17 protein-coding genes are annotated in these 22194 nt (G+C 69.3%); 5 read left to right on the top strand and 12 right to left on the bottom strand.

Translation table 11 applies throughout. The features are described 5' to 3' along the window. Nucleotides 1-7: 7 nt before the first annotated feature. A complete protein-coding gene (locus CS062_RS07235; RefSeq protein WP_099860796.1) occupies nt 8-1249 on the top strand; it encodes an NAD(P)/FAD-dependent oxidoreductase in 1242 nt (413 codons plus the stop codon). A gap of 83 nt (nt 1250-1332) precedes the next feature. Here the strand turns inward: CS062_RS07235 and CS062_RS07230 are convergent, their stop codons facing one another. The 8 genes from CS062_RS07230 to CS062_RS07195 all read right to left on the bottom strand — a co-directional run bounded on the left by CS062_RS07230 (nt 1333) and on the right by CS062_RS07195 (nt 8650). Beyond that, nucleotides 1333-2103 (bottom strand): ABC transporter ATP-binding protein, encoded by a 771-nt coding sequence (locus CS062_RS07230; protein WP_099860795.1) that lies wholly within the window; start codon nt 2101-2103, stop codon nt 1333-1335. Beyond that, entirely contained in the window at nt 2103-3230 is a 1128-nt protein-coding gene (locus tag CS062_RS07225; protein WP_099860793.1) for a succinylglutamate desuccinylase/aspartoacylase family protein, read from the bottom strand. Before CS062_RS07225 ends, CS062_RS07230 begins: the two co-directional genes overlap by 1 nt. A gap of 79 nt (nt 3231-3309) precedes the next feature. Continuing rightward, nucleotides 3310-3996, bottom strand: coding sequence for an ABC transporter permease (locus CS062_RS07220; protein WP_099860791.1), 687 nt, complete (start codon nt 3994-3996; stop codon nt 3310-3312). A 57-nt stretch (nt 3997-4053) separates the two neighbouring features. After that, the gene (locus CS062_RS07215; RefSeq protein WP_091733171.1) at nt 4054-4746 is read right to left on the bottom strand and encodes an ABC transporter permease; all 693 of its coding nucleotides are present in this window, start codon (nt 4744-4746) and stop codon (nt 4054-4056) included. Between the two features lie 112 nt (nt 4747-4858). Beyond that, complete coding sequence (locus CS062_RS07210; protein WP_091733175.1) at nt 4859-5665, bottom strand: ABC transporter substrate-binding protein; 807 nt, start codon at nt 5663-5665, stop codon at nt 4859-4861. 139 nt (nt 5666-5804) lie between these two features. Beyond that, nucleotides 5805-6779 carry an alpha/beta fold hydrolase gene (locus CS062_RS07205; protein WP_099860790.1) on the bottom strand — a complete coding sequence of 325 codons (975 nt, stop codon included), beginning with the start codon at nt 6777-6779 and terminating at the stop codon, nt 5805-5807. After that, nucleotides 6776-7567, bottom strand: coding sequence for a sulfurtransferase (locus tag CS062_RS07200; protein ID WP_199174190.1), 792 nt, complete (start codon nt 7565-7567; stop codon nt 6776-6778). Before CS062_RS07200 ends, CS062_RS07205 begins: the two co-directional genes overlap by 4 nt. 60 nt (nt 7568-7627) lie before the next feature. Further along, the gene (locus CS062_RS07195) at nt 7628-8650 is read right to left on the bottom strand and encodes a peptidylprolyl isomerase (protein ID WP_233217957.1); all 1023 of its coding nucleotides are present in this window, start codon (nt 8648-8650) and stop codon (nt 7628-7630) included. A gap of 75 nt (nt 8651-8725) precedes the next feature. On the opposite strand from CS062_RS07195, the gene dnaE reads away from it, so the two are divergent. The 4 genes from dnaE to CS062_RS07175 all read left to right on the top strand — a co-directional run bounded on the left by dnaE (nt 8726) and on the right by CS062_RS07175 (nt 15326). Continuing rightward, nucleotides 8726-12292, top strand: coding sequence for a DNA polymerase III subunit alpha (dnaE, locus tag CS062_RS07190; protein ID WP_099860788.1), 3567 nt, complete (start codon nt 8726-8728; stop codon nt 12290-12292). Nucleotides 12293-12365: 73 nt separating this feature from the next. Further along, on the top strand, nt 12366-12686 hold the full coding sequence (locus CS062_RS07185; RefSeq protein ID WP_099860787.1) for a helix-turn-helix domain-containing protein: 321 nt from the start codon (nt 12366-12368) through the stop codon (nt 12684-12686). Next, nucleotides 12683-13954, top strand: coding sequence for a type II toxin-antitoxin system HipA family toxin (locus CS062_RS07180; RefSeq protein ID WP_099860785.1), 1272 nt, complete (start codon nt 12683-12685; stop codon nt 13952-13954). The genes CS062_RS07185 and CS062_RS07180 overlap by 4 nt, the downstream gene beginning before the upstream one ends. A gap of 73 nt (nt 13955-14027) precedes the next feature. Then, nucleotides 14028-15326 (top strand): patatin-like phospholipase family protein, encoded by a 1299-nt coding sequence (locus CS062_RS07175; RefSeq protein WP_099860784.1) that lies wholly within the window; start codon nt 14028-14030, stop codon nt 15324-15326. A gap of 9 nt (nt 15327-15335) precedes the next feature. Here the strand turns inward: CS062_RS07175 and CS062_RS07170 are convergent, their stop codons facing one another. From CS062_RS07170 to CS062_RS07155, 4 genes are all read right to left on the bottom strand, one after another. Beyond that, a complete protein-coding gene (locus CS062_RS07170; protein ID WP_143742276.1) occupies nt 15336-15830 on the bottom strand; it encodes a hypothetical protein in 495 nt (164 codons plus the stop codon). 68 nt (nt 15831-15898) lie between these two features. Next, a complete protein-coding gene (locus CS062_RS26790) occupies nt 15899-20011 on the bottom strand; it encodes a patatin-like phospholipase family protein (RefSeq protein WP_233217956.1) in 4113 nt (1370 codons plus the stop codon). Between the two features lie 144 nt (nt 20012-20155). Further along, on the bottom strand, nt 20156-21466 hold the full coding sequence (locus CS062_RS07160; protein WP_099860780.1) for an ATP-binding protein: 1311 nt from the start codon (nt 21464-21466) through the stop codon (nt 20156-20158). After that, nucleotides 21463-22167 carry a response regulator gene (locus CS062_RS07155; protein WP_199174188.1) on the bottom strand — a complete coding sequence of 235 codons (705 nt, stop codon included), beginning with the start codon at nt 22165-22167 and terminating at the stop codon, nt 21463-21465. The genes CS062_RS07160 and CS062_RS07155 overlap by 4 nt, the downstream gene beginning before the upstream one ends. Between the last annotated feature and the right edge of the window lie 27 nt (nt 22168-22194).

Below are 22194 nucleotides of genomic sequence, written 5' to 3'. Positions count from 1 at the left end.
ACCGGCGATGACACGGGAGATCCTGGTCCTGGGTGCCGGCATGATCGGCACCTGCACCGCCCTGGAGTTGAGCTTGCGCGGCCATGCGGTCACGCTGGTGGACCGCCGTCCGCCCGGGCAGGAGACCTCCTACGGCAATGCTGGCGTGATCCAGCGCGAGGCGGTAGAACCCTATGCCTTCCCGCGAGACGCGAGATCGCTGCTGTCCGCTGCCCTGGGACTCGGGCTGGACGTGCACTACCACCCGCGTGCGCTGCTGGCCGCGCTGCCACAACTGTGGCGGTACTGGCGCCACTCCGCCCCAGCGCGACACCAAGCCATCGCGCGGGACTACGCCGCCTTGATCGCTCACGCGACCACCGAGCACGCCCGCTACATCGCGCTGGCCGACGCCGGCCACCTGGTGCGGCGCGACGGACTGCGCCTTGTCTTCCGCACGCCGCGCGCGCTCGACCAGGCGGTGCGCGACGCGGAGCGGGTGCAGCGTCAGCATGGCGTGCGTTTCGTCGCGATGGACGCGGGCGCCTTGGCCGCCGCCGAGCCCGATTTCCGGACGCGCCTGGCCGGCGCCGTGCATTGGCTACCCTCCTGGGGCGTCGACGATCCCGGTGGACTCGTCGAGCGCTACGCGCAGGCCTTCCTGCAGCGCGGCGGACGTTTCGTGCAGGCCGATGCGACGGCAGCGCGCCCCACCGCTAATGGCTGGGTGCTCGAGACCGATCAGGGCCGGCTGGAAGGCGCGCAGGCCGTGGTCGCGCTGGGCCCGTGGTCCGATCGTTTCGTCCGCGGGCTGGGTTACCGGCTGCCGCTCTTCGTCAAGCGCGGCTACCACCGCCATTACCTCGGCGGCGCAAGCGTGACCATGCCGACGCTGGACGCGGAACGGGGCTATGTGCTGGCGCCGCAGCGGCGCGGGCTGCGATTGACCACCGGTGCCGAGATCGCCGCCATCGATGCGCCGCTGACGCCGCGCCAACTGACGGGTGCCGAAGCGCAGGCGCGCGGGCTGCTGGACCTGGGGCAGGCGGTGGAGCGGGAGCCGTGGGTTGGCAGCCGTCCCTGCAGCGCCGACATGAAGCCGATCATCGGCGCGGCCCCCCGACATCCAGGCTTGTGGTTCAACTTTGCCCACGGCCACCAGGGCTTCACCCTCGGTCCGGCCAGTGCGCGCCTGCTCGCCGACCTGATGGCGGGCGAGCCGACCTTCATCGACGCGACGCCGTTCTCGGCGCGGCGCTTCGGGGGATGAGGAGGCGCGAACACGGGCTCGATGCCGTGTTCCCATGAACGAAGGCCCGGGCATGCCGGGCCTGCGACGACAGCGGCGCTAACTTACTTCAGGCCGCCGCTCAGGAAGGCCTTCAGGCGCTCGCTGCGCGGCGTGGCGAGGACCTCGCGCGGGTTGCCTTGCTCCTCGACGCGACCCTGGTGCAGGAACATCGTGTGCGACGAGACCTCGCGCGCGAAGCCCATTTCATGGGTGACGACGATCATCGTGCGACCTTCCGCCGCCAGGTCGCGCATCACCTTCAGCACCTCGCCGACCAGCTCCGGATCCAGCGCCGAGGTCGGCTCGTCGAAGAGCATCACCTCCGGCTCCACCGCCAGCGCGCGGGCGATCGCCACGCGCTGTTGCTCGCCGCCGGAAAGCTGCGCCGGGTACACGTCCTTGCGGTGCGACACGCCTACCCGCGCCAGCAGCGCCTCGGCCTTCTCGATCGCCTCGGCCCGGGACTGCTTCAGCACGTGCACCGGCGCCTCGATCACGTTCTCCAGCACCGTGCGGTGGCCCCACAGGTTGAAGTTCTGGAACACCATCGCGAGCCGCGCCCGCCAGCGCTGCAGCTGTGCCGCGTCGCCGGCCTTGAAGCTGCCATCGCGGTCGCGCACGAGCTTCAGCTCTTCCTCGCCCAGCTTCAGCGTGCCCTCGTAGGGCTGCTCCAGCAGGTTCAGGCAGCGCAGGAAGGTGCTCTTGCCCGAGCCGCTGGACCCGATCAGCGTGATCACGTCGCCCGGCTTCGCGGCGAGGCTCACGCCCTTGAGGACTTCGCGATCGCCGTAGCGTTTATGGAGGTTGTCGACAACAAGACTGGCCGCGGACATCAACGGGCTCCCAACAGTTTTCCGGTGCGGGTCGCCTCGCGGCCCGCGACTTTCGCCACACGCGCCCCGGCCGTGACCAGGCGCAGCGTGTCGCGTGCAAACAGCAGCCCATCTACCGGGCTCTTCAGATCGGTGACCTGGGCGGTGATCGGGTCGATGACCTGGGCGATCACGTCGCCGGCCTTGACCTCCTCGCCGACCTCTCGCAGGAAGGTGAGCACCCCGCCCACCGGCGAGGGGATCGGCATCGAGCCGGCCAGCGGCCGTGCATCGCCGACCGGCGCGGGCACCGGCGGCGGTGCACCGTCCGCCGCGATCACACCGCGATGGATCAGGAAGTCGACGATCGCCTGCGCATCCTTCGCGGCCAGTTCATGGCTGACGTCCTGCTGGCCGCGAAGCTCCACCGTGACCGACAGCGTCGCCTGCGGAATCGGGAAGCGGTCCCCGAAATGCCGGGCCCACTTCCACCAAACCTGGGAGCAGGCTTCGTCGAACGGGTTGTCGCCCGAATCCGTGGCCAGCAGCGTCACCGCAGCGCCGAGGTAGGCCGCCAGCGGCTCGCACTGCGGCCAGCACGGCGTCTCGGTGTAGAGGTGCATCATCGCCTGCGCGTCGCAGTGCAGGTCCAGCACCACGTCGGCGTCGCAGGCCAGCAGCATCAGCGTCTTGCGCAGCGCCTTGAGCTCGGTGTCGGCGCTCGCGGCCTGGATCTCGGTCTTCAGCGCGGCGCGCAGCACCGCCACGTTCTGCGCCGCGTCGGCGCCCAGGCGCGGTTCGGCATGGCGCGCGGCGGCCTCGATGTGCTCGGGGTAGTGGCGATTGAAGTTCTCGCCCGACAGGCTCTCGAAACGGCCCAGGTGGGATTGCAGCCACCACTGGGACAGGCCGATCGGGTTGGCCATGGGCACCAGCACGATCTCGCCGCGCAGCCGCCCGGCGGCCTCGAGCGCGTCGAAGTGGCGGCGCAGGTGCCAGGCGGTCAGCATGCCGGGCAGTTCATCGGCATGCAGCGAGGCCTGGATGTAGACCTTCTGGCCCTGGCCGGCCTGGCCATAGTGCAGCGAAACCAGCTCGCGCTGCGTGCCCGGGGTGGGGCTCGGAAGCGGATGTTGTCGGAGTTGCATCGGAGTGTCGTGGCGGCGCGCGCCGCCCGGGAGCGGCGCGCTGGGAGGAGGGTGGGGCGTCCGCGCGCGGGCGCGCGGGTCAGCGCGGCATCAGGGGCTTGAGCCAGCGCTTCTCCGCCTGATGGAACAGCCCCACCAGCACCAGCGTCATCGTGAAGTAGAAGATCGCGGCGGTGATGAAGGCCTCGAACGGAATGTAGTAGGTGGCATTGATGTCGCGGGCGATGCCCGTGACGTCCATGATGGTCACCACGCTCGCGAGCGCGGTGCCGTGCAGCATGAAGATCACCTCGTTGCTGTAGGCCGGCAGCGCCCGGCGCAGCGCGTGCGGCAGCACGATGCGGCGCAGCATCACAGCGCGGCTCATGCCCAGCGACTTGGCCGCTTCGATCTCGCCGTGCGGCAGCGAGCGGATCGAGCCGGCGATGATCTCGGTCGTGTACGCGCCGGTGTTCAGCACGAAGGTCAGGCAGGCGCAGAACCAGGCCGAGCTGAACAGCGGCCACAGCGCGCTGCGCTGCATCCAGTCGAACTGGCCCAGGCCGTAATAGATCAGGAACAGCTGCACCAGCATCGGCGTGCCGCGGAACACGTAGGTGTAGGCCCAGACCGTGCGCGACAGCCACTTGATCGGCAGGGTGCGCAGCACCGCCAGCGGAATGGCCAGGGCCAGGCCGATCAGCAGCGACACGATCAGCAGCTCGAAGGTGACGACCGCGCCCTCGAAATAGCGCGGGAGGTTCTCGACGATGGCGTCCAGGTTCATGGGGAATCGTTCGGTCGGATCGGGTCGGGGCGGGACGGCGCGTGCGGCGGGTCGCGCTTACAGCGAATGGCGGCGCACGCCGGTGGACAGGCGCTTCTGCAGCTGGTCGAAGACCAGCTCGGACACCGAGGTGAAGAGCAGGTAGATCAGCGCCACCGCGAGGTAGAACACGAAGGGTTCGCGGGTGCCGGCGGCCGCCTGCGAGCCCCGCATCATGAGGTCGTGCAGCCCGATGACCGACACGATGGCGGTGCTCTTGATCAGCACCAGCCAGTTGTTGGACAGGCCCGGCAGCGCATGCCGGAACATCTGCGGGAAGGTGATGCGCCAGGCGACCTGCGCCGGGCTCATGCCGAAGGCCAGGCCGGCCTCGCGCTGTCCCGGCGGCACGGCGAGGAAGGCGCCCCGGAAGGCCTCGGTCAGGTAGGCGCCGAAGATGAACGCGATCGTCGCCACGCCGGCCACGAACGGGTTGATGTCGATGTACTCCTCATGCCCGAGCTGCAGCGCGATCGCGTTCACCGCGACCTGTCCGCCGAAGAAGATCAGCAGCATCAGCACCAGGTCGGGCACGCCGCGGATCAGCGTGGTGTAGACGGTCGCGACGCCCTTGGCGACGCGGTACTTCGACAGCTTGGCCATCGCGCCGAGCAGCCCCAGCACCATGGCCAGCGCCATCGAGCTCAGGGCCACGCCCAGGGTCAGCAAGGCGCCCTCGAGCAGGCTGGGCAGGTAACCGTGCAGGTTCATTCGTGGGGATCGCTATCGTTCGCGGGGAGAGGGGCGGGGACCCGGCGCGGCCGGGTCCCGGCGCTCGGGGAGGGGCCGCGCGGGCGGGCCCTCCCCGGGGCGGATCGGCCGCTTACTTGGCCGTCTTGCCGGAGATGTCGTACTCGAAGTACTTGTCGTTCAGCTTCTTGAAGGTGCCGTTGGCCTTCACCGCGGCGATCGCGTCGTTGAACTTCTTGCCCAGCACCTTCTCGTCGGCCTTGCGCAGGCCCACGCCGGAGCCGACGCCGAAGTACTTCACGTCGTCGTAGCTCGGGCCCACGAAGGCGTAGCCCTTGCCCGCGGGCGTCTTCAGGAAGCCGACGTCGGCGGCGACCAGGTCGGCCAGCGTCAGGTCCACGCGGCCCGACTTCAGGTCCAGGAAGGCCTGGTCCTGCGTGGCGTAGCGGACGATCTCGCTCTGCTTGAAGGTGTCGGTCGCGAACTTCTCGTGGATGGTCGCGCGCTGCACGCCGATCTTCTTGCCTTTCAGGCCGGCGGGCGAGAAGTCGAACTTGGCGTCGGCCTTGGCGGTGAAGCGGGCCGGGGTGTTGTAGTACGGATTGGAGAAGGCGATGACCTTCTTGCGTTCGTCGGTGATCGACACCGAGGCGATGATCGCGTCGACCTTGCGGGCCTGCAGCGCCGGGATCAGGCCGTCGAAGTCCTGCTGCACCAGCGTGCATTCGGCCTTCATCTCGGCGCACAGCGCGTAGGCCAGGTCGATCTCGAAGCCCTTGAGCTTGCCGTCGGCGCCGACTTCGGAGAACGGGGGGTAGGCGCCCTCGACGCCGATGCGGATCTTCTTCCAGTCAGGGGCCTGAGCGTGCACGGCACCGGCGGTGGCCAGCAGGGCGCAGGCGGTCAGGGCGGCGCGGGCGATCAGTTGTCGTCGTTGCATGAAGGCTCCTTGTGATTGAGCAGGAATCGTGGAATGGACTTCCGGTGCCGCCTCTTGGGCGGTTCGATCCCGCGTCGGGGGAGGCGGGTCCGGAATGGGGGGGATTGTTGCAATGCCGCAGGTGTCGCGGCCATCAGGGTTAAGGAGAGTGCAAAAACGTGTGAACGGCCTGGACGGTGGACGCCGGGTCCTCCTCCTGGGGGACATGCCCCAGTCCGGGGAAGACCTGCACGGTGCTGTGCGCGATGGCCTCATGCAGGCGCGTCGCCGCCACCGGCGGGATCAGGCGGTCCTGGCCGCCCCACAGGATCAGCGTCGGCGCCTGGATGCGCGACAGCAGGCCGACATTGCGGCCCGGCGTGCGCTGGGCGAGGCGTTGCGTCAGCGCCTCGCGGTTGCCTTCCCGCAGCGTCAGCTCGAAGTAGCGGTCCACCAGCGCCGCGTCGACCCGGGAAGGATCGCCGTAGACCTCGCGCACGCTGCGGTCCACCAGCGGCCGAGGCAGGAAGACGCCGGCCAGCCAGTGCAGCAGGCGCGAGTCCGGCAGCCTGAAGCCGGCCGGTACCGCGGCGCTGGGCAGATCCAGCCCGGCCGCGTCGACCAGCACCAGCGCCGCGACCTGCTCCGGATGCCGGGCCGCGTACTGCCAGGCCAGTCCGCCGCCCATCGAGTTGCCGCCAAGCACCATGCGGCTGATCTGCAACTGCTGGAAGAAAGACCACAGGAACGAGCCATAGGCGTCGTCGCTGTAGTCGCCTAGAGGGGACGGACCGGTCAGGCCGAAGCCGGGCAAGTCGAGCGTGATCACGCGGCGGGTCGCGCTCAGGGACTTCACCCACCCCTCCCAGGTGTGCAGGCTCGCGGCGGTGCCGTGCAGCAGCACGATGGGGGTGGTGTCGGAGCGCGGCCCCTGGTCGCGGAAATGAACGAGCTGGACCTGACCGCCCGGCAGCTTGAGTTCGATGAAATCCGAGGGCGGCGGTGCCCAGCGCGCGATCAGGCTTTCCAGCGGCCGGTCCGGCGCACGGAAGGCCATCGCGAGCAGCGCCGTCGCCAGCACGGCGAATCCCAGCAGCTTCATCAGCCGGGCGCCGAAGGTCGGGCGATCGCTCATTCGATGACGGATTCCGGCGAGGCCGCGAGCTCGGGATCGACGGCGCGGCGCTCGTCGAAGACGAAGCAGTCGCCGTGGTAATGGGCGCCGCCGACCTCCTCGAAGTACTTCAGGATGCCGCCCTCGAGCTGGTAGATCCGCGCGTCCACGCCGTGCGCGCGCGCCTCCTGCTCGAGGTAGAGCGCGGCCTTCTCGCAGCGGATGCCGCCGGTGCAGTAGCTGACGACGGTCTTGCCGGCCAGTTCGGCGCGATGGGCCTGGACCGCCGCGGGGAACTCGCTGAACTTGGCGATGCGCCAGTCGATCGCGCCGTCGAAGGCGCCGACGTCGACCTCGAAGGCATTGCGCGTGTCCAGCGTCACCACCGGGCGACCATCGTCGTCATGCCCCTGGTCCAGCCAGCGGCGCAGCGTGGCGGCCGGCAGCGCGGGCGCGCGCGGCGCCTGGTCGGGACGGATCGTCGGGTGGTTCATCCGGATGATCTCCGGCTTGACCTTCACCAGCAGCTTGCGGAACGGCACCGCGTCGCTCCAGCTTTCCTTCGGCGCGAGCGCGGCGAAGCGCGGGTCCGCGCGCAGCGCATCCACCCAGGCCCGCACCGCCTCGGCCGGTCCGGCCAGGAACAGGTTGATGCCTTCCTCGGCGATCAGCACCGTGCCCTTCAGGTCGAGCGCGCGAGCGCGCTCGTGCAGCGTGTCCCGCAACGCGTCCGGCGCCTCGATGGCGACGAACAGGTAGCAGGAGATGTTCAGGACGGGCAGGGATTCAAGCGGGACAGCAGCGTTCATGCCGGTGCGGCGGCGCGAGGCCGCGCAGGATCAGCAAAGCGCGCGATTGTAAGGTGGCGATCAGCGACGGCTTTCGGGCGAGCGGGGCTCGTTGAGCTTCACTTCCGGCCCGGCCGCCGGCTTGACACGCACCGGGACCGCGGCGCTGCACAGGTCGGTGTAGCCCGGGCTGTGCACGAACCAGCCCCCCCGGCGGCGGCGGGCGTCGAGCAGTTCCTGCCAGGTCGGCGTGTCGGTGCGCAGCACCTGCAGCGCCGGCCGCTGCTCGGCCGGCAACGCGGCGGCCAGCGCCACCCGCTCGATGCCCAGCCGCTGCTCGGGCTTGTCGTAGAAGCCCATCGCCGCGCCGCCGCGGGGCAGCGAGGACAGGAATTCCATGCCCTTGAGCACGCGGCCCACCACGGTGATGTTGAGGTCCAGCCCGCGCGGCGCCTGACCGATGACGGCGTAGAGCTCGGCGCCGGTGCTGGAGTCGACCGCGTTGCCGCGACCGGCGCCGACGCTGCCGTAGCAGTGCGCCAGCCAGGCCTTGCCGGTCTTCGGATCCGCCGCCGCGGCGAAGCCATCGACTTGCCCGACCCGCGGTGCCCATCCGTCGACATCCGGCAGCACCGTCATCGGCACCCCCTTGAGCGGGATCGAGAACTCGGCCGGCAGGTGGGGCTTCGCCCCCTCGGGGAAGGGCTTGCCCTTGCCCTTCATGCCGGTGTCCTCGTCGTCCGCATTGGGGTCGCCCCATTGGGTGACGAAGTTGTCCTGGACGCGGACGATCGCCAGGCCGTCGTAGTAGCCGCCGCGGGCCAGCGCCCGGATGTTGGCCACATGCGCGGGGGCGAAGCGCGGCGCCAGCTCGATGAGCACCTGGCCCTGCGGCAGCGTCATCACGAGCAGGTTGTCCGGGTCGACATCGCGCCAGACGGCGGCCGGCGCGGTGGCGAGGATGTCCGCGCTGCTGCGGGGCGGCTTGGACGGCTGGGCCGGCGCGTCGGCTGCGGCGGCCAGCGCCATCAGCGGCGCGCACAGCGCCAGCGCGGCCAGGGCCGTCGCGCGGAACAGGGACCGGGGCATCGTCGAGAGGCTCATCGTCATGCTCGTGGTGCGGGCGCTCCGCGGGGTGTGTTCGATGGGGGGCGAGCATAGCCTTCTTACAATCCGCCGATGGCTTTCGTTCACCTCCGCACCCATACCGAGTATTCCGTCGTCGACGGCACCCTGCGCATCGACGACGCCGCCAGCGCGGCGGCCAAGGACGGTCAGGTCGCCCTGGGGCTGACCGACCTCGCGAACATGTTCGGCGGCGTGAAGTTCTACAACGCCTGCCGCAAGAAGGGCGTCAAGCCGGTCCTCGGCGCCGAGGTCTGGCTGGAGCCGGACGCCAGCGACAAGCCGCCCAGCCGCGTGCTGCTGCTGGTGCAGAACTTCCAGGGCTACCTCAACCTGAGCGAGCTGCTGTCGCGGGCGTGGATCCAGAACGTGCAGCGCAACCAGGCGCTGCTGAAGCTGGAGTGGATGCAGGAACTGAACGAGGGCCTGATCTGCCTGGGCGGCATGCAGTTCGGACCGGTCGGCCAGGCGCTGATCGCCGGCGACGAGGCCAAGGCCCTGGACTGGGCGCGGCGTTTGTCCGCGATCTATCCGGGGCGCTTCTACATCGAGCTGCAGCGCGCCGGCCTGCCCGGGCAGGAGGCGCTGCTGCGCCAGCTGGTGCCGCTGGCCGCCAAGGCGAAGCTGCCGGTCGTGGCGACGCATCCGATCCAGTTCCTGAACGAGGACGACTTCGAGGCGCACGAGGCCCGCATCTGCATCGCCGACGGCGAAACGCTGGCCAATCCCAAGCGGGTCAAGCGCTTCCTGCCGAGCCAGCACTTCAAGTCGCAGGCGGAGATGGAGAAGCTCTTCGCCGACCTGCCCAGCGCGATCGCCAACACGGTGGAGATCGCCCGGCGCTGCAGCCTGACGCTGGTGCTGGGCAAGCCGCAACTGCCCAACTTCCCGACGCCGATCCAGGCCGACGGCACGCCGATGCCGATGGAGCAGTACTTCCGCATGCTCTCCTACGAGGGCCTGGAGGACCGGCTGAACCTGCTGTACCCCGATCCCGCGAAGCGCGAGGCGGTGCGCCAGCGCTATGTGGACCGGCTGGAGTTCGAGCTCGAGACCATCATCAAGATGGGCTTCCCCGGCTACTTCCTCATCGTGGGTGACTTCATCCGCTGGGCCAAGAACAACGGCTGCCCGGTGGGGCCGGGCCGGGGCTCGGGCGCGGGCTCGCTGGTCGCGTACGTGCTGCTGATCACCGACCTGGACCCGCTGCAGTACAACCTGCTGTTCGAGCGCTTCCTGAACCCCGAGCGGGTCTCGATGCCCGACTTCGACATCGACTTCTGCCAGGGCAACCGCGACCGGGTGATCGAGTACGTCAAGGACAAGTACGGCCGGCCGGCGGTCAGCCAGATCGCGACCTTCGGCACGATGGCGGCCAAGGGCGCGCTGCGCGACATCGGGCGGGTGCTGGGCATGGGCTTCGGCCATGTCGACTCGATCGCCAAGCTGGTGCCGGCGCCCCCGGGCAAGACGGTGACGCTGGCCAAGCTGCCGCCGGACTTCGATCCGGACAAGGCCAAGATGGTCTACGCGCGCCACGAGTCGCCCGAGATCGAGGAGCGTGAGGCGCAGGACGAGGAGGTCGCCGGCCTGCTCGAGATGGCAGCCCGGGTCGAGGGCACGGTGCGCTCGATCGGCATGCACGCCGGTGGCGTGCTGATCGCGCCGGGCAAGATCACCGACTTCTGCCCGCAGTACCAGCAGCCGGGCTCGACCTCGGCGGTCAGCCAGTACGACAAGGACGACGTCGAGGCCATCGGCCTGGTGAAGTTCGACTTCCTGGGACTGGCGACGCTGACCATCCTCGAGCTGGCCAAGGACTTCATCGTCGCCCGCTATCCCGAGCATGCCGACTTCGCCTTCGAAACCATCCCGCTGGACGACAAGCGGACCTACAAGCTGTTCTCCGACGGCCTGACCGAGTCGGTGTTCCAGTTCGAATCCAGCGGCATGCAGCGCATGCTCAAGGACGCCAAGCCCTCGCGGCTGGAGGACCTGATCGCGCTGAACGCGCTGTACCGGCCGGGCCCGATGGACCTGATCCCCAGCTTCGTCGCGCGCAAGCACGGCAAGGAGGTGGTGGAGTACCCGCATCCGCTGGTGGAGCCGGTGCTGGCCGAGACCTACGGGATCATGGTCTACCAGGAGCAGGTGATGCAGACCGCCCAGGTGCTGGGCGGCTACTCGCTCGGCGGCGCGGACATGCTGCGCCGGGCGATGGGCAAGAAGAAGGCCGAAGAGATGGCCATGCACCGCGACCTGTTCCGCAAGGGCGCGGCCGAGAAGGGCATCGACCAGGACAAGGCCGACGAGGTCTTCGACCTGATGGAGAAGTTCGCGGGCTATGGCTTCAACAAGTCGCACGCGGCCGCCTACTCGCTGCTGGCGTATCACACCGGCTGGCTGAAGGTCCATTTCACGGCGGAGTTCTTCGCCGCGAACATGACGATCGAATCGGACGACACGGACAAGCTCAAGGTGCTCATGAACGACGCCAAGCTGTTCGGCATCGAGTTCGAGCCGCCCAACATCAACCTGGGCGTGGGCCGCTTCGAGCCCATGGGCGCGGACGAAGGCACGACGCGCACGGCGCCGAAGGAGGGCGCGAAGCCGGGTGTCACGCCGCGCGCGCGCAAGATCAACTACAGCCTGGGCGCAATCAAGGGCACCGGCGCCGGCGCCATCGAGGCCATCGTGCGTGCCCGCACCGAGGGCGGCCCGTTCACCAGCTTCTTCGACTTCTGCGCGCGGGTCGACCGCAAGGCGGTCAACAAGCGGGTGGTGGAGGCGCTGATCAAGGCCGGCGCCTTCGATGCGCTGCATCCTGACCGCGCACGGCTGCTGGCCAGCGTGTCGCTGGGCTATACCTACGCGGACAACCTGGCGCAGAACGCCAACCAGGGCGGCCTGTTCGATTTCGACGGCACCCATGGTTCGTCGACGGCCGAGCCCGATTTCGTCGACGTGCCGCCGTGGGGCATCAAGGAGCGGCTGAGCCTGGAGAAGACGGCGATCGGCTTCTACCTGTCGGGCCACCTGTTCGACCAGGCGGAGACGGAGCTGCGCAAGATGGTCAAGCGCCGGATCGTCGACCTGCAGGACAGCCGCGAGCCGACGACGGTGGCGGGCATCGTGTCCGACATGCGGGTGATCAATGGTTCCCGCGGTCGGGTGGCGATCTTCAAGATCGACGACAAGACCGACGCGATCGAGGCGGTGGCCAACGAGGAACTGCTCAATGCCAACAAGGAGCTGTTGACCGAAGACGAGTTGATCATCGCGGTGGGCAAGGTGCAGAACGACCGCTTCTCCGGCGGGCTGCGGATGAACGTGCAGCAGGTGTTCAGCCTGGCGGCGGCGCGGGCGCGCTTCGGACGTTACCTGCGCACGGCGCCCAACCTGCCGGCCGCGACGGTGCTGGAGCTGATCAAGAGCTGGCCGGCCAAGCGGGTGGAGACCGAGCAGGGCGTGCTGAGCCAGGGGCTGGAACTGCGCATTCCGATCAAGCGCGCGGGCGCGACGGCGGAGCTCGGCCTGGGCGGCGCGGGCAAGTTCTGGCCCAGCGACGAGGCGCTGGAGCAACTCAAGCCGGCGGAGATCGTGTATTCCGAAGGAGGTTGAGTCGTCTGTCTATCCGCCGCATGAATGATTTAATGTTGCTTTGGCAAGATTTTGAGCCTATAAATCTTGCTATATGAAGACTGTAAAAGGACACCCCTTCGTTGTTGAAGACGCGCTGATCGACCTTGGTCAGCGGATATCGCTGGTGCGCCGGGCACGTCGCGTCACCCAGCCGGACTTGGCAGCCAAGGCAGGCATCGGGCTCAGCACTTTGCTGGCGATCGAGAAGGGCGCGCCGACAGTGCAGATCGGGTCCGTGCTCATGGTCCTGTGGGCGCTGGGACTTGAAGACACCTTCGATACCCTGGCGCGGCTCGGTTCCGACAAGGAATTGACCGAGCTGATGGCGGATTCGGTCCCACGGGCTGTGCGACCGAGGCGGAGCGCTCGATGAGCGGCAGCAGCAAGCCGGTCTGGGTCTGGCTGCCGGGAGACCCGGAGCCGACCGAGTGCGGTCTGTTCTCACTGACGGGAACCATCGGCACCTTTGAATACCGGCAGCACTATCTCGACGCGCAGGATCTCGCGCTGGATCCGATCCATCTGCCGGTCGGCGCACGGAGCAGGGCGATCCGGGAGGTGAAGCAGGACGGACTCTTTGGTGTCATCCGCGATGCCAAGCCGGAAGGCTACGGGCTGGATCTGCTGGTCAATGTGCGTCGGGTCGGCGTCGACGACCACCTGGCCGTGCTGGAAGAGTCCGAAGGCGACGCCGTCGGCGCCATAGCGGTTTGCGAGGACGTGTCACGCAAGCAGGACTTCCAATGCCCATCGTCCAAAGACCTGTTGTCGGTCCTCGCGGCGGTGCCGGACACGCGGCCGGCCAGCGATGCCGTGCGTGAGGTCAAGGGCATCGTTGGCACGAGTGCCGGCGGCGAGCGCCCCAAGCTGACGGTGCTTCATGAGGGGCAGCAGTGGCTCGCCAAGCTGCAGGATCGCGGCGACCGTCCGCATTCGCCGCTGCGGGAGTTCGTGGCCATGCGGGTCGCAGCCGGGCTCGGAGTGAACGTGGCGCAGACGCAGTTCCGGCGCGTCGAAGACCGGGAGGTGATCCTCGTGCGGCGATTCGATCGTGACGTGCTGCCAGACGGAAGGGTGACGCGCCGCCTCTACGCCAGCGCGCATACGGTGCTGGGTCTGGACAAGCAGTTGCGGGGCAGTCGTGAGCGGTCCTATGTCGCGCTCTCCCATGAACTGCAGCGATGGGGGGGGCGAGCTGCGGCCGACCAGGTCGCCGAGGCGAAGCGCGAGTTGTTCCGTCGCATCGTGGTGAACACGGTGCTGGGCAACGGCGATGACCACCCGCGCAACACCGGGGTCGTTTTCGACGGCTCGGCATGGACCCTGTCGCCGGCCTTCGACATCGCGCCGTACGGCATCGGATTCGCGGGCAACCAGTCGATGGACATTTCCCGGTCGAAGACCTACGCCGCGTTGGGCGCGGTCTTCAACCTGCTCGAGGCCTGCCGGGATTACGGCTACGACGAGGAGGAGGCGCGCGAGTACATCGCACAGGCCCGTCGGCGCGCGCCAGACCTGTGGGCTCAGCAGGTGGAGGCGGCGGGCTTCACCGAGGACGTGCTGCCCTTCCAGTCACCCGCCTGGATGGACATCGAGCGCCCGCCCGGTGCGCCAGAGCGCCGTGGCGCGCGTCGTCGCTGACCTGCACGCCATCCCCCATTTGACGGGTCTTTGAGCGACATCAATTCCGGACGGCGGGCGTAAGCTGGCATCCATGCAGGATGCCAAGCCCAAGACAGGCCTCATCCTTACCGGAGGGGGGGCTCGCGCGGCCTATCAGGTCGGCGTGCTCGCGGCCATCGCGCAGCTCCGGCGCGACGCCTGCACCACCGGCGACAACCCCTTCCAGGTGATTGCCGGCACCTCCGCCGGCGCGATCAACGCTGCCACGCTGGCCTGCCAGGCCGACGACTTCTGCTCCGCGGTCGACGGGCTGATGTACATCTGGCAGAACATCCACGTCAACCAGGTCTATGCCGCCGATTCGCTGGGAGTGATCCGCTCCGGCGCAAAGTGGCTGACGATGGTGTCGCTGGGCTGGGCGCTGAACCGCTGGCGCCGCACCCGCCCGCGCAGCCTGCTCGACAACACGCCGCTGCGCGGCCTGCTCGCCCAGTGGATCAAGATGGACCGGCTGGACGACATGCTGGCCAAGGGCTACATCGACGCGCTGGCCGTGACCGGGTCCAGCTACACCTCGGGCCACCACGTCACCTTCTATCAGACCCACCAGCAGCGGGAGCCCTGGGTGCGCACCCAGCGCATCGCCACACGCATCCCGCGCCTGTCGATCGAGCACCTGGTCGCGTCGTCGGCCATCCCGTTCATCTTCCCGGCCGAGCCGCTCGACCTGGGCGGCGCGGTCGAGTGGTTCGGCGACGGCTCGATGCGGCAGACGGCGCCGATCTCGCCGGCCGTGCATCTGGGCGCGGAGAAGGTGCTGGTGATCGGGGCCGGCCGCATGCACGAGGCCGGTGGCGAGGGGCAGCATGGCCCGACGCCGACCGGGCATCCGAGCCTGGCGCAGATCGCCGGGCATGCGCTGTCCAACATCTTCCTGGACGCGCTGGCCGTGGACATCGAACGGCTCAAGCGCATCAACAGCACGCTGGCGCTGCTGCCGGAAGAAGCGTTGCGCAATACGCCGCTCAAGCCGATCGAGGCCCTGGTCATCGCGCCGAGCCGGCCGCTGGACAGCCTGGCGGCCGAGCACCAGGGCGCATTGCCGCCGCCGATCCGAGGGTTGCTGCGAGGCATCGGCGTGTCGGGCGAGGGCGCTTCGGCCAGCGGCTCGGCGCTGGTCAGCTACCTGCTCTTCGAGCCCGAGTACACCAGCGAGCTGATCACGCTGGGCATGGCCGACACGCTGGCGCGGCGCAGCGAGATCCAGAAGTTCTTCGACTGGCCGGCGCAGGCGCCGCAGGTCGATCCGGCGACGATGCGCAAGCGCGCCGGCGGCTTCGCGCTGCAGATGCCGCCGAATCCGCCGGGGCCGCCGCGGCTGGTGGCGTGAAGGCGCCGATCACGGCGTGGCCGGGCCCTCCCTGGACCTCAATGCCGAGCACAGGGTCCAACCGTAGGCGAGCGCCGAGGGCATGGGATCCGGAATCTCGAGCGTGAACGCGTCGTTCATCTGCATGCCCTGCTGGCCCACGATCTGCTGCCGATAGGCCACGTTCATCGTCGCCCGCGTCGGGAACCTGCACTGCCACACGGAGCGTGCGTCCGGGTCGATGGCCGGCGGAAGCGGCTTCTTCTCGACTTCGACCAACAGCATCTCGCCGGGCGCCAGCTTCACCTCGCCGCCAATAGGCACGGGCCAACTGGCATCCTTCGGGACTTCTCCGCCGGGCCAAGCTGGATTCAATCGCAGGTCGCTGATGGTGATCGGCGTGTGATCGCGATTCAGGATGCCGAGCACCAGGCGCTGGTAAGGCTTCGCATCGTCGGGTGGCCGCAGGTCGGGGATGCGCTCCTCGTCGATGGTCGCGTACCACCTCGCGCTCAGGCGCGGCATCGGTGCGCAGGCGGCCAAGCTGAGAACCACCGAGAGGGCGAGGAGGCGATGGGCGCAGCATCCCGCCCTCATGGCGCAGCCCCTTCGCCGCTGCGCACGCCGCCGCGGGACGATTGCTTGAGAGTCTGGTTGACGCGGGCGACCTGACCCGTGGCTCCGCCGAGCGCTGTCGCCATCTCGGCCGCCTTCTGGGCAGCGGTGGATGAATGACTCGCGGATGTGGCGGCCGCCTCCGCCGCGGAGGCTGCTTTCTCTGCCGTCAGCTTGCTGTCCGAGACTGCCTGCGCCAACTGGCCGAGTTGAGGACCCTCCAGCTTCACGTTCACCGTGCCGTCCTTCGTCCTGATCAAGACCACGCCTTGCAGGGCGTCGGATGCGGCTCTGGCCGCACTGGCCGCTTCGGTCGCGGCCCCGGAGAGCGATTCGGCCGCGCTGGCCGCGCTGCCCACCTGCTTCACGAAGGTGTCAAGCGCCGTCGATGCCGCACCCGGCGGCGGCGATGCCGGATCGCTGATAACAGGCACGGTCGACTTGTCGCCGGGCCTGACCGGCTCCGACGGCGCGACCAAGGCCACGGCGCCCGTGACTGTGACCGCGCTGACCAGCGCCGTCGCGGCGATCGTGCCGGCGCTATCCGGCAGGAGCGACTTGAAGCCGCCCGCGGCGCCTCTCGACGGGTGTCGGTCCTCGGTGCGAGCGAGTGGCGGGACTTCGGGCGACGGGGGCACCGCCGCTTTTTCCTCGATCACCGCCGTGACCAGGTCCGCGAAACCCCTCAGCGGTCTCTTTGGCGGCGGCGGACCGCCGTCGTCGTGCGGCTTCCTCGGCCGGTCGTATACGTCGCGCACGGTGTGCAGGCCCAGCATGCGGTAGCTTTCGAACTGCGCCTCGTCGAAGAACTGGTCGGAGGTCGGCTGCTGCGGAAACACGCTCCTGCCCCTGGCGCTTTCCTTCGCGTACCGACGCACGTCCAGTGGCAACCACGGCCCGGCGGGGTCGTCCGGGACGAGCACCGGCTTGATCAGTACCAGCTCGCCGACGGGGGCGCCGGGGTCCGCCTGCGCGTACAGGATGTGCGCGAGACCGACGGCGGCTCCCGACCGCCCCTTGTCCTTGGGCCCGGGCAGTTCGGAGATGAATTCGATGGTGATGCCCATGTCGATGCGGATGCGCCGCACTGTGGAGAGCAGGTCGTCGAACTGGTAGTCCGGATCCGCCACCGCGTCGACGAAGACGATTCGCCGGACCCGGCGCCGCACCATCTCGTACAGCCCGGTGTTGTCGAAGTGCCCGCCGTCGGACAGGTAGACGTGGCGGGTGTCATCCGAGGTCGATCCGACCGCCTCGTCGTACAGCGCGCGAAGTCCCACCGAGGGCTCGTCCCGCTCGGGCGGCCAGCCGGCCTTGCTCAACCAGCGTGGGTTGGGCAGCCACTTGCCCAGGCGCACGTTGAACAGCGTCATCACGATCGCGAGCGGTGCGGAGCTGTGATACCCCATGTTGGGCGAGGCGGCCGCGCCCGAAAGGGTCATCGCGCCGCCCAGGCTGATCCCCTGGAGGTAGGGCGATCGCAGGTAGGCCCAGGAGGGGATGTAGCCGGTGGCGGCGCTGCCCGCGAACAGCGGCGTGACGGTGAAAGCGGCGGCCTTGCGATCCTGCCACTCCAGCCGCTTGCCGGAGGGTTTCACCAGGTTGAGCGCGATGTTGACCACCTGCATCAGGCGTGGCCGGGGGAGAGCCGATGGCGCGCCCGGCTCCGATTCCGATGCCGAGGCCCGTCCTCCGGCGTGCGGCGGAAGCTTCGGCCAGGTCTCGTGGACGGGCAGATCGTCCTTGGGGTCGAAGCCGGTGAACCAGTGCGGACGCCGATCACGGTCCTGGCGGCTCGCGGCCAGGTATGCCCGCACCAGGCGATTGCCATACAAGCTGTGCAGCGAGAACGCGTTGACCCCGAACTGGCGCGAGGCCAGCCATGAGAGACCGCCAGCCAGCACCATCGCCAGCAGCAGCCAGCAGGGCTCCTTCAACGTTAGCAGGGAGGCCGTGTAGCGGTGCTCCGCGATGTCGGCCCAATGGGCGCAGGAATTCTCCTCGTGGCCGCAGGGCAGCGGCCGGCAGGTGGTGCCCAGCGTCGGCGCGGAGGCGCCACCCGGCATCTTCAGCGAGGTACAGATCACCTTGGCGAATGCCGGCGCCCTGACGTCCAAAGCCAGGCGTTGGTCCTGGCGCCTCGTCAGTTCGTCGGAGAACCGCATCGTGGCGGTGATCGCGTACGACATGCCGGCCAGGAACAGCACGATGAACACCAGGGCGAGCAGGTCGAACAGCCGCATGCCGGTGGTCGCGGCGACGCTTTCGACCTTCTCGCGCCAGGCCGGCCCGTGCTTGCTCAGAAAACCGACGATCGCCACGAGCGCGCCGAGCGCGCCGGTGCCCGCGCCCAGGGACTCCGGGCTGGTGAACGACTTCAGCGGCGTGGCGGTCAACAGCCCGCCGGGCAGGTAGAACACGACGCCGCAGCCGACGGTCCAGACCAGGGACCAGCCGATCCACAGTCCCGCCGCCCGGGCCCACCACTCGCGTTCGTCCTCCAGGCCCTTGGGGCGGCGCCAGCCCGCGTACAGGGTGACGCCCAGCCAGAAGAGCGTCATCAGCAGCGGCACGCTTGACCAAGCGAAGGCCCGAATGTCGTGATGCAGCGCGGGTGGAGTTTCCAGGCGCCACGATGAGGCCGTCGGCAGGGGAGAGAAGCCGGCGATCCAGACGACCAGCCAGTACAGGCCGACGCCGGTCAACCCACCAGCGAAGACGACTGCGATCAGGGCTTCCTTGTCGGCGGGGCGAACCCCGGCCTCGCGATGGCGACGACGTCTGAGCAGACCGCCGCCCAGCATCGAACCCAGGCCCTGGATGAAGAAGCCAAGCCCGAAGCAGACACCCGTCATCAGTTCCGGCGAAGCCCGTCGGAAGGCTTGGACCCAGTGCTCGGCCGGCGCTCTCACCCCCCAGGCCACGAGACAACTGACCAGCGCGGCGGCGACGAGCAGCGGAAGCACCATCGGAAGGAACATGCCGGCCGGCCGCTCCGGGGGAAGGCTGGTCAGCCGCTCCGCCTCGTACCGTTCGCTGGCCCCCGTTGTCGGAGGGGCCGGTAGGTCGGAGGCCATGAAGGCGATGGTCCAGGTGACCAGCAGCGCCGCCAACGCTCCCAGCACCGCGCAGAACCAGGGCGGCGGCATGGGTGCCAGCAGGACGGCCAGGTAGAGCCGCGGAAGCGCCAGCACGACGAGGATGGCCGGAATGAGCACCAGCCAGTTGAGGGTCAGGTTGCGCGCGTAGATGGCCAGCAGCGTCAGCGCGTCGGCCGAGATTCCACGCATCGGCGTCAGATAGTTGCTGAACGCGCGCAGCCGCCGGAGCGGTTGCGGCTCCTCGGCCTGGCCCCGTCCGACCTTGGCCAGTTGCTGCAGCACCCGGCCCCGCGCCTCTTCATGTTCCTCCGGCGTCATCGGGACGGGCTGCGGGCGCGCCTCGCCGGAGGCCGTGAGGGCTGCAATGTCCTGCCTGGGGCCTGCGGCGCCGGTTGAAGGCTCCGCGCGCACCTCCAGCGCCTCGTTGCGGATCCAGGCTGACAGCATGCAGCCGCTGTAGCCACCGCCGGAGACCGTCGACACATAGTGGAAGTCCTGCATGACCTCCTTGGAGGCCAGACCCTGGATCACGCCCAGGCTGAAGGTGGCACTGCGGATGCCGCCGCCGGACAGGCACAACGCGCTCGGCGTGTCGTCGCCCTCGAGCAGGTGCAGCAGTCCGCGCAGCCGTGTCAGGCGGTCCTTGATGCGTTGCGCCCGGAACGCCTCATGGGCGGGCTCGGTGGTGGGGCGGTTCAGCGTCGGATGCCGCTCGAACCAGGCCTCCAGCGTGGCCTGGGCTTCTCCCTTGTCCGCCCATCGGGGGGGAACAGGTAGCTCCGCCAGCAGCGCGGCGAGTTCCAGGCGAAGGACGGGGAACAGCTCCCGGGCCTCGCGGATCAGGACTTCGTCGTCGCGCGCGGCGGCCGGCGGGAGGTCGGAGTGGTCGCGCCCATCGAGCCCGCCCGGTGGAACTGGCGGAACGGACGCGTGAACCCCGCCCGTTCCGGCCGGCATGTGTCCTCGGTTCCTCTCGGCGTCCTGGCTCATTTGGCCCTCCCATTGGCTCTTCCCGCCAATGTCCCGCCGCGCGGGTGCCGTGCCATCGGTAATCACGCCAATCCGTCCGCAGACTTGAGGATGGCCGGGGGGACGAGCTTGTCCGCGCCCGAGGCGGGCCTGGCTCGCTGCGTCTCACTGCGTCAACCGCAGCTCCGCCATCAACCCGCCCTCGGGCCGGTTGCTCAGCACCAGCGAGCCGCGCTGGCGCAGCGTCAATTCCCGAGCGATGTAGAGTCCCAGGCCGGCCCCGCCCGTGTGGCGGTTGCGCGAGTCCTCCAATCGGTAGAAGGGCTCGAACACCGCGTCGAGCTGGTCGGCCGGGATGCCCGGTCCGGCATCCGTCACGCGCAGCCACGGGCCTTGCGCGTCGCGTCCCACCCGGACCTCGGCGCGACCGCCGTAGCGCACCGCATTGCCGATCAGGTTGCCCAGCACCCGCCGCAGCGCCATCGGCTGGCCCTTGGCCAGCACCTGCGCGTCACCGCCCTCGAAGCTCACCGGCATCGCCTGCTCGATCAAGTCGTCCGTCAGCGCCTGCGCCAGCGCAACCAGGTCGACGTCCTGCAGCGGCTCGGCCGCGCCGGGACCATCGCCGCGGAACAGCTCCATCACCGCGTCCACCAGCGCATTCATCTCCCGGATGTCCTCGACCGAGCGCTGGCGCTGCAGTTCCTCGATGTCCAGCGTCTCCAGGCGCATCCGCAGCCGCGTCAGCGGCGTGCGCAGGTCGTGCGAGATCGCCGCCACCATCAGGCCGCGCTCGTTGAACTGGCGTCGCAGCTGCCGTGCCATCGCGTTGAAGACCTGCGCCGCCTCGCGCATCTCGATCGTGCCTTGCCGCTCGTCGAGCAGCGGCAGCCGCTCCTGCTGGTGCAGCGACTGTCCCAGCGCCTGCGAGGCCTTCGCCAGCTCCCGCATCGGCCGGGACAGCCAGCGTGACGCGATCCACGCCGCCAGGCCGGTGACCAGCAGGCGGATGCCGTAGTCCAGCGTCAACTCCCAGCCGGTCAGCGCACGAAACGGGCCATGCCACTGCGGCCCTTGTCCTGGCGTCTGCGTCTGCGCGGGTGGGGGCGGAAATCCATGGAACTCCTCGCGCGGCGGCATCGGGAGGTCGCCGGGCAGCGGCACGTCGTGCCCCGCGTCCGGCGGTGGCTCGGCGTGCGGATCGAGCCGCCCTTGCGGCGGCGCGTGCGGCGGCTCCGGTTGCCGCGGCTCGCGCATCAGCCCGGGGAGTGGCGGCAGCGAGGGGGCGCCAGGCACGCGGGCGGCGGCGAACTCGCCGCGCGACCAGGTCACCACGCCGATGGCCAGCGCCTGTGCCGCCACCAGCGTGACCCACAGCAGCAGGAAGATCCGCCGCGCCAGCGTGTCGCCGAAGGCGCGTCCCAGCCGCTCGCGCCACGCGGCGAACCACCGCTTCCCGCGCGTCGGCCCGCTCAAGCCTGCACCTGGGCGTCGAAGAGATAACCCTCGCCGCGCATCGTGCGGATCAGGCGCGGCTCCTTGGACGAGTCGCCCAACTTCTGGCGCAGGCGGGAGATCGTCAGATCCACGCTGCGGTCGTTCACCTCCACGCCTGGCGCGCGCGTCAGCTCGATCAGCTGCTCACGGCTGAGCACGCGGCCGGGGCGCTCGACCAGCGCGCTCAGCATGCGGAACTCGGCGCTGGACAGCGGCACCACCACTTGCTGCGGCGACACCAGCTGGCGCAGCAGCCGGTCGAAGGCCCAGCCTTCGAAGCGGAACTCGCGGCGCGTCTGCACCTCGTTCTCGCCGCGGCGCGCACGGCGCCGGATCGCATGGATGCGCGCCACCAGCTCACGGGGCTCGAAGGGCTTGGCCAGGTAGTCGTCCGCGCCCATCTCCAGCCCGAGCACCCGGCTGATGGGATCGCCATGCGCCGTCAGCATGATCACCGGCACCGACGGATGGTGCTGCTGGATCCATTGGCACAGCGTCAGGCCGTTCTCGTCCGGCAGCATCAGGTCCAGCACGACGACGTCGAAGACCTGCATCGCCATCAGCCGGCGCATCTCGCGGCCGTCGGCCGCGGCGCTCACCGTCACGCTGAACTTTTGCAAGTACGCATCGAGCGACCGGCGGATCTCCGCATCGTCGTCGACCACCAGACACCGCGTCATGCGCGCCTCCACGACCGCGGCCGGCGG

Source organism: Roseateles chitinivorans, assembly GCF_002761755.1.
GTDB classification, from domain to species: domain Bacteria; phylum Pseudomonadota; class Gammaproteobacteria; order Burkholderiales; family Burkholderiaceae_C; genus Roseateles; species Roseateles chitinivorans.
The sequence above is the reverse complement of the archived record's forward strand: the minus strand, read 5'-3'. Positions and strand labels throughout refer to the sequence as shown.